Here is an 8,431-nt window from a genome sequence, read left to right as displayed (position 1 = left end):
CGCGGGGACCGCAGGAAACTGCCGGCATAATTCAGGTGCGGCCCGGAGATCGACGTGAACGAGGCGATCTTGCCCATCACCGAGGCGTCGGTGACCGCCGCCCAGCCCTGGATCGAACCCCAGTCGTGGGCCAACAGGTGGACCGGGCCCACCCCGAGGCTGTCGATCACCGCTCCGGCATCGGAAACCAGCTGGGGCAGAACATAAGCCGAGCGCCCCGCCGGCCTGGAGGATTCGCCGGCCCCCCGCACGTCATAAGCCACGACGTTGAACCGGTCGGCGAGTTCGGCTGCAACGCCATCCCACACGCGGTGGTTATCCGGGTAACCGTGGATCGCCACCAGCGTCGGGCGCCGCCGGTCGATCTCGGTGTAGGTGTGGACCGCCAGGGAAACCCCGTCGGAGGCGATCACGGTGCTGGACTGAGTCATTGGCGAGCGTTCCGTGTTCAGTGCGACGCGCGGGCGGCGGGCGAGCGGGCCAGGTAGTCGACGGCGCGTCCCACCCCGCCCAGCTGGGACGGATGGAAACTCGGCGTGTAGTAGGCGCCGATGACCCGCAGGAACTGGAACGGGCCGGGCACCAAACCCCTTCGGGCCGCACCGAAGTAGTCGCGCCACCGCGGTTTGGTCCCCGGTGGCAGGAACGGGTCGACCGAGTACATGAATCGCACGCCGCGGATGAACAGCCACAGCAACGCCGGCGTCACCAGCAGCTGGGTGCGTACCTGACGCCAGTACCCGGCGCGCAGATGCTTCATCGTGTCGAATGCGACCGCCTTGTGCTCGACCTCCTCCGCGCCGTGCCAGCGCAGCAGGTCCAGCATCACCGGATCGGTGCCCATGGCGTCGTGCTGCGGGGTGTCCAGAATCCATTCGCCCAGGATCGCGGTGTAGTGCTCGAGCGCCGCCACCATCGACACCCGCTCGAGCAACCAGCTCTGCCGTCGGCGCCGGCTCCAGCGCGGCCGGTCACCGATGAGTTGGCTGAACAGCCAACGCATTTGGTCGGTGAACGGCGTGACGTCGATGTCGTTGGCCGCGAAGTGCCCGAGCACCCCCGCGTGCGCCTGGGAGTGCATGGCCTCCTGGCTGATGAATCCCTGCACATCGCGCCGCAATTGATCGTCTCTGATCAGCGGCAAGGTGTCCTTGAACGCGTCGACGATGAACTCCTCACCCGCCGGCAGCAGCAGGTGCAGCACATTGCAGAAGTGGGTGGTGAAGGGCTCATTCGGCACGTAATAGAACGGCAGCGTCGACCAGTCGAAGTCGACGTCACGCGCCTGCAGGACGATGCGCTCGTGATCGAGCGAGGCGTCATGCGGACCCGCTGCCATGTCATCGACGGTGAACATCGTTGCCATCCCCTCTCCGTGCCAAGTCAGGCGCTGCGCTGCGCCTCGTCCTCTACCTCAGTGATCAAACGCTCGCTGCGCAAGAACCGGACGAGATGATCGACCGTTTCGGTCAGGGCCGGCTCGCGCAATTCGACCTTGGCCAGCTCCCGGTGGTGACGGTACTGGGTGTTGTCGTAGCGCTTGTCGCGCATCGCCGCGATCTTGTCCGTCGCCCGGGTGAGGAAGTCGACCAGCGGATACATCTGATCGCTCGGCGTGCACCGGCGGTTCAGCTGCTCGGCGAAGGACGAGATGTCATGGTACTCAAAGCAATACCCGTAGCGTTCGGACAAGATCCGGGTGATGTCGGTGAGGTTGTAGTAGTCGTCCGCGGTCATGTTGTACACCGGCGCCCCGGCGCCGCCCGGCTCATCCGGCAGGTCCATCAGCGCGACGATGTGATCCGCGATCAGGTCCGCCGGCAACAGGCTGATCTGGTTGAGCGCGTTGACGGCCAGACCATGCTCGATCATGAACGCCGTGAGGCGCACCAAGATGTCGTCCTGGCTACCGAAGCCCGCCCGGGTGGGAGAGATCAGCGAGGGCCGGTAGATGCGGACGTCGAGTCCCTGCCGCTGTGCGGCCAGCGCCAGCTGCTCGCCGACCCACTTGGTTTGCGAGTAGCCGAAGTCCAGGCCGGACATCTTCTCGTTGGCGTCCCACTCCCCGACCACCGGCTCGGTGCTCCAGCCGTAGATGAAGGTGCTGGAGACCAGGTGGAAGGTCTTGCGGTGGGCGGTCATCGCCAACCGCAGCAGCTCGCGGGTGCCCTCCACGTTGGCGGGCCGCAGCGCGTCGTAGGTCCGGACGTAGTTGACCAGGGCCCCGTTGTGCACGACGGCGTCGATGTTCTCGGCCAGTTGCCCGAAGGCCGCCTCCCCGATGCCCAGCGCGGGCTCGGCGAGGTCACCGCAGATCACCCGCACCCGCGCGCGGACCTCGGCCTCGAGGGCCGGCGTCCAGAGCTGAGCGCGGCGCAGCGACGCGACGATGCGGTCCAGACCGTGCGCCGCGTCCGTGGCGCGCACCAGTGCGTGCACAGTGTAGGACGTCCGCGCGAGCAGGCTGCCCACCAGGAACGGCCCCAGGAATCCGGTCGCGCCGGTCAGCAGGATGTCGGTGGGCGCGCCCGGCCGCTCGGGCGCGAGCTCCGGCAGCGGTAGCGCGGCGTCGGCCCGCATCTGGGCGGCCTCGTATACCTCGTACTCGGCGGAAATCTCGGCAAGCGACCGGCGCAGGGCCTCGAGCGGCTGCCCGGACCCTTCGCCGAATTGCCGCATCAGCCCGAAGAATTCGGCCACCGTCAGCCGCTGTAGCAGGCGCGTGTTGACCTCTTCGGCGAGCTCGCCCGCGCCGTGCTGCTCGAGGAGGCCCTGCAGGTCGGTACGGAGCTCGGCCAGGCTCAGCGAGTCGATGCCGAGATCGGCAAAGGAGCAGTCCTCATCACCGCTCAGGTCGTAGCTCTCCATCAGATGCCGAAAACGTTCCAGGGGTCCGGCACCGGCATCCGGGCCGTCGTGGGTCCGGGTGGCCGCAGGGTTGACCCAGGTCGTGAACGCAGGCAGCGTGCCGTCCAGCCAGAGCTGGCGGGTCTGCGCGCGTCGGACCTTCCCGGAGGTGGTCTTGGGAATGGTGCGCGGCGGCACAAACGCGATCGTGTGCGGGTCGATGTGGCAGTGCCTGCGAATCGTCCGGGCCAGCGCTTTCGCGTCCGGCAGCGCGTGTTCGTCGCGCACCTCGGCCACCAGGACCAGCGCTTCCTGCTCGTCGTGCTCGACCGAGAACGCGACGACGCAGCCGTTGCGGATTTGCGCGGCCGACCGCTCGGCGACGGCCTCGACGTCCGAGGGGTAGGTGTTGACGCCCCGGATGATGATCAGGTCCTTGGTCCGCCCGCAGACGAACAGCTCGCCTTCGTACAGGAAGCCGAGATCACCCGTGCGCAGATAGGTGTGTTCGTCATCGCCTGCGATACGGGCCGCGAACACCTCCGAGCTCAGCTCGGGGCGGTGCCAATAGCCGCCCGCCTTCGACGGGCCGTCCACCCAGACCTCACCGATCCGGCCCTCACCCAGGTCTTGCTTCGTCTGCGGATCGACGATGCGCACGACGCTTTCGGCGATGGGCTGGCCGCTGCTCACCAGCGGGGTCTGGTTGTTGTTCTCGGGCAGGGCCTTTTCCACCCGAACCACGTTGTCTTGCAGCGCCCGCTTATTCACGGCCAGGGTCTGGCGCCCCCGGAGGGTGACGCCCAGCGTGTTTTCCGCCAAGCCGTAGGCGCCGGTCACCGCGTCGGACCGCAGACCGTAGGCAGCGAAGCGTTCCCGGAAGCGTGCGAAGGTCTTGGCCCGCAGTGGCTCCGCCCCGATGACCATGGAGTCCAGGCTGCTCAGGTCGATCCCATCCAGCTCTGATGCGGGAAGTTTGTCCTCACGCAGGCAGTACTCGAGGGCGAAGTTCGGCGCCGGCGATTGGGTGGCGCGCACGTCGCTGATGAGCCGCAGCCAGGCCGATGGCCGCTTGAGAAAGTCCTCAGGCGACATCCCGTGTGTGGTTCCGCCGATCACCAGCACGAACAGGTAGGCGGAGATCAGGCCCATGTCGTGGTGCTGGGGAAGCCAGCTGACCGCCACTTCGCTGGTCGTGAAGGCCGACGCGTTGGCGATGACGTTGGCGTGACTGACGACCACGCCCTTGGGGTCGCTGGTGGAACCGGAGGTGTACTGCAGGAAGAGCACCGGGCCGGGCGTGTCCGCCACGGGGGCGCCGCCGAATTCCCGTGTGCTATCTGTTGCGAACCAGGGCAGGTCCGGAAGTCGTTGGTTGTCCGGCCAGGGCTGGCCGCCATCGCGCTCGCCGACAAGCAGGTTGTAGGTGTGCTCAAGCTCCTTGGTCGACAGCACCGCCTTGGCCTGGCTGTCGCGCGCGATGAAGCTGAGTTTGGCCAGCCCCGCTTCGAACGCCATCGGCAATGGCGGGCTGACGGGCACTGCGATCACGCCGATGCGCGCGCAGGCGAAGAATGCCGCGACCATTTCCAGACCCGGGGGGTAGACCAGCAGCGCCCGATCTCCGGGCCGCAGTCCGGCTTCCGCCGACAGGTAGGCGGCCAACTCGCGCGTCCGTTCGGCGAAACTTTGGTAGGTGTAGCGCTCCAGTTCGCGCCTGTCGACATCGACGAATCGGAAGAGGGTCTGGTCCGGCTTCAGCGCTTCCCACTTGTGCAGGTAATCGATCAGCGTCGCCGTCATAGCGATCCCCTTCCAGATTCGGGCTCGGCCCGGGAACGACTTCCGTCTTGAATATGAAACCAATGTAACGCTGACGGCCGGTTCTGAGCAAAGCATTCAGCAGCATTAATTGGCGATCCACAACACATTCACAGCTATGACTTAAGGGGCGGAATTAATTACACAAATGCTGATTTACGACGATACGGACTTCAGTATTTCAGTGGTCGCCGAGCTGCGGGTTTGGTCCACGTGATTCCTCAGATACTGATGTACGGATATACTAATCCACGCAATTCATCTATCCACCGCGAGGCCGGTAATCATTCTTTCACCCGCCGGGTCGAACGGGCAATGCGCAAAGGAAAAAGAGCAATTCTAGATGTGGCTTCAGCGGGCTCTTCCGCGAACGTCGCCAGACACCGTAAGCGGATTGCCGGGCACTGAAGCGGCAGGCGTCACGACGCGGTCGCGCTGCGCGCCCGGGTGATGGTCGACGGCGCAACCTGGGCGATGCGGATGCGCGGGCCCGCGCGGGCCACCAGCTTCACGATGCCGAGGAAGCGCTCCCCGTCGATGATGGGTGACAGCGGCTCGTCCTCGGCTTCGATGATCATCTCGTGGCCGTTGACATCGCGCAGCCCCTTGCCGCGCAGCATGCCGTTGGTGAGCGCCATCGGAAGCTGCGACACGATCCGCGAGGGCCGCAGGTACCCGGCCTGAAAGTGCAACGCGCCGGGCTCGGACGCTTTGGGGAACAACCGCAGGGGGCCGCCGATGCGCAGGTCGATCGCGCCGGCGTGCAGCAAGCTGTGCGTGCGCGACGGAACCTCGTCGCCGTCGATGACCACGCGGGCGCTCGTCGGGGTGAACAAGACCGAGGCGTAGTTCGGGGTCTTGACCCGACTCGGCGCGACCTTGGAGGTGATGTAGTCGCCGAAGCTGCGGGCGATCACCCGCGCGACGGCCAACCGACCGTGATCGGGGGAGTCGTAATACCGGTCGTAGAAGCGGTTGCCGACGCCGCCGGCCGCCAGCCCGAAGCAGAGCCGGTGGAACGGCGCGCCGTCGACGGTTTCGCCGTCGAGCACCAACGTGTCCAGCCATACCTCGGGCGGGGGCTGATCGGCCTCGGCGGCGGCCGTCAACGCGCGGATGATCGTCTCCGGCCGGCCACGCACCCGGGCCTTGCGAGCCACGGCGTTCACACTGCCGCCATTGGAGGGGACGAACACCGGCCAGCGCTCCGGGTCCGCGATGCATCGCTCGGTTTCGTTGATCAACCAGTGCAGCGCGCCGTCGCCGCCGTCGCCGACCAGGTGGGTGACCCGGGGACCGATCTCCGCGATGGTTTCGCGGAGATCGTCGACGGATGCGGTCTCGTGCACCTCGCCCCACGGACCGACGAGGCGACGCAGCTCGTCGATGCGCTCGCGGGGAGCGGCGCGATTCTTCCGGGCTTTCGGATTGACGATGACGCCTAGAAACATCCGGCGATCCCAAACCCGTACCTGACAAAACACCGGCGCCGTGCTACCCGCACCGGTGGGATGTCGCTGGTCATCCCAGGCACGATACCTGCGAGCGCCACCGGGCGGGCAACGCGTCCTCAGCACCGCCGCACGGCCGCTCGGCCCAGCGGCGCGCTTGGCGGGTACGTCGTTAGGGTGTCTGCCATGGCCGATTGGACCGCAGCGGAGCTGCCCTCGTTCGCCGGACGGACCGTCATCATCACCGGGGCCAATGCCGGGCTGGGTGAGATCACCGCCCGCGAGTTGGTGCGTGCCGGTGGCCACGTCATCCTGGCCGTCCGCAACACCGACAAGGGGCAGGCCGCGGCCGCGCGCATGACCGAACAGACAACCGGCTCGGCATTCGGTCGGGTCGACGTGCGCCGGCTCGATCTACAGGACTTGTCGTCGGTGCGGCACTTCGCCGAGGGCATCGACACCGTCGACATCCTGGTCAACAACGCCGGCATCATGGCCACCAAACACGCGGTGACCGTCGACGGCTTCGAAGGCCAGATCGGCACCAACCACCTCGGTCATTTCGCGTTGACCAACCTGCTGTTGCCCAAGCTGACCGATCGCGTGGTGACGGTGTCCTCACTGATGCACCACTTCGGCTATATCAGCCTCAAAGACTTGAACTTTCGGTCGCGGCCGTATTCGGCCTGGCTGTCCTATAGCCAGTCGAAGCTGGCCAACCTGCTGTTCACCAGCGAGCTGCAGCGGCGTCTGGACGGCGTTCCCACGTCGCTGCGCGCCCTGGCCGCCCACCCGGGCTGGTCGCACACGAACCTGCAGGGCAACTCTGGCCGCAGGCTGGGGGACGCGGCGGTCCTGGCGGTCGATCGCATCGTGTCCACCGATGCCGATTTCGGCGCCCGCCAGACGTTGTATGCCGTGTCGCAGGATCTGCCGGGCAACACGTTCGTCGGCCCGCGGTTCGGACTGTACGGCCGCACCCAGCCGACGTGGCGCAACTGGCCGGCCACGCGCGCGGGCACCGCCGCCGCGCTCTGGGAGCTCTCCGAGCGGCTTACCGGAACCACGTTTCCGCTCTGATCGGACCGCCTCGTTGGCGGCCGGGCAACCGTGGGCGCGCCGGTCACCCGGGCCGCGTTTAAATTGGTAGTTCGAGCGCAAGCATGAGGGTGAGGAGGTTATGCCATGTCCGACGTGAATCTGGCGGGCATTCTTGCCCTGTGCGCCGCGCTGGCATCCGCGATCGGCAACGTCGTCCGTCAGCGGTCCGCGCAGGAGGTCACCGACAAACGGGTGGGCCATCTGACGTTGTTCGGCATGTTGCTGCGCGATAAACGGTGGTGGCTGGGCGGTTTGGGCGACATCGGCAGCTACGTGCTGCTGGCCGCCGCCCTCGACAAGGGCTCGGTGCTGCTGGTGATGTCGCTGCAGGTGACGGCGCTGCTGTTCGCGCTGCCGATTTATGCGCGGATGAGCCATCACCCGATCACCCGGCGGGAGTGGGCGTGGGCGCTGTTGCTGGCGGTCGCATTGGCGGTGCTCATCGCGATCGGGGACCCGACCGGCGGTCACCAGCGGGCGCCGCTGCAGACGTGGCTCGTGGTGGCCGTGGTGATCGGCCCGCTGTTGCTGCTGGGCTTGCTGGGCGCCCGCGCCTGGGTGGACCGCCCGGCCGCGGCCGTGCTGCTGGCGGCGGTGGCCGGATCGCTGCTGGCGGTGTTCGCGGTCCTGATGAAGGGCGTCGTCGACATCCTCGGGCATCACCCGGGTCAGGTGTGGCACTCGTTCGAGTTCTATGGGCTGGTGGGCTGCGGGGTGGCCGGCATGATCTATCACCAATCGGCGTATCGGGCCGGCGCGCTCACCGCCTCCCTGCCGACGATCATCGTGGCCAAGCCCGTGGTGGGCGGGATCCTCGGGATCGTCGTACTCGGCGAGACGTTGGCGGCCAGCGGCTTTGAGTGGATTGCTCTCGCCGTGACGGCGGTCGTGGTGATCGTCGCGACGGTGGGCCTGGCTCGCGGTGAGGCGGCCACCATGTCGGCCGGCGCAGGGCGTGACGTGAAACCCACCGATCGGCCGAAGGCCGCCTACCAAGCCTGAGGCCTGAGCGGCACGCGAATCACAGCCTCTGGCAAAGCTTTCGCGTGCTACGGGTTGATGGTGTTGTCGCCGACCTGGCGGCCCCAGACGTACTCGATCGCATACGGCGATCCGGTGTCCAGGTGGTTGTAGGGCGCAAGGCTGTTACCGGTGTCCATCACCAACTCCGGTGCCGGCCACAGATCCCGGGTGATTTTCTGCCAGCAACC

6 protein-coding genes and 1 pseudogene are annotated in these 8,431 nt (G+C 66.9%); 2 read left to right on the top strand and 5 right to left on the bottom strand.

All coding sequences use genetic code 11. The features are described from left to right. From A5775_RS15865 to A5775_RS15850, 4 genes are all read right to left on the bottom strand, one after another. Window positions 1-431, bottom strand: a 431-nt coding sequence (locus A5775_RS15865; RefSeq protein ID WP_197512626.1) for an alpha/beta fold hydrolase, incomplete at its 3' end; no start/stop codon positions are given. Between the two features lie 17 nt (window positions 432-448). After that, complete coding sequence (locus A5775_RS15860; protein WP_067254142.1) at window positions 449-1,357, bottom strand: metal-dependent hydrolase; 909 nt, start codon at window positions 1,355-1,357, stop codon at window positions 449-451. Window positions 1,358-1,383: 26 nt separating this feature from the next. Next, entirely contained in the window at window positions 1,384-4,650 is a 3,267-nt protein-coding gene (locus A5775_RS15855) for a thioester reductase domain-containing protein (RefSeq protein ID WP_067254139.1), read from the bottom strand. Window positions 4,651-5,087: 437 nt separating this feature from the next. Further along, entirely contained in the window at window positions 5,088-6,119 is a 1,032-nt protein-coding gene (locus A5775_RS15850; protein WP_067254136.1) for a diacylglycerol kinase family protein, read from the bottom strand. A 186-nt stretch (window positions 6,120-6,305) separates the two neighbouring features. On the opposite strand from A5775_RS15850, the gene A5775_RS15845 reads away from it, so the two are divergent. After that, window positions 6,306-7,199, top strand: coding sequence for an oxidoreductase (locus tag A5775_RS15845; protein WP_067254132.1), 894 nt, complete (start codon window positions 6,306-6,308; stop codon window positions 7,197-7,199). Window positions 7,200-7,304: 105 nt separating this feature from the next. Further along, window positions 7,305-8,222 carry a DMT family transporter gene (locus A5775_RS15840; RefSeq protein ID WP_067254129.1) on the top strand — a complete coding sequence of 306 codons (918 nt, stop codon included), beginning with the start codon at window positions 7,305-7,307 and terminating at the stop codon, window positions 8,220-8,222. Between the two features lie 47 nt (window positions 8,223-8,269). Here the strand turns inward: A5775_RS15840 and A5775_RS24975 are convergent. After that, window positions 8,270-8,431 (bottom strand): annotated as a pseudogene (locus A5775_RS24975) (MCE family protein); the annotation flags it as partial.

The organism is Mycobacterium sp. 852002-10029_SCH5224772, assembly GCF_001667315.1.
Taxonomy (GTDB): domain Bacteria; phylum Actinomycetota; class Actinomycetes; order Mycobacteriales; family Mycobacteriaceae; genus Mycobacterium.
This window is presented reverse-complemented; position numbering and strand designations above follow the sequence as displayed.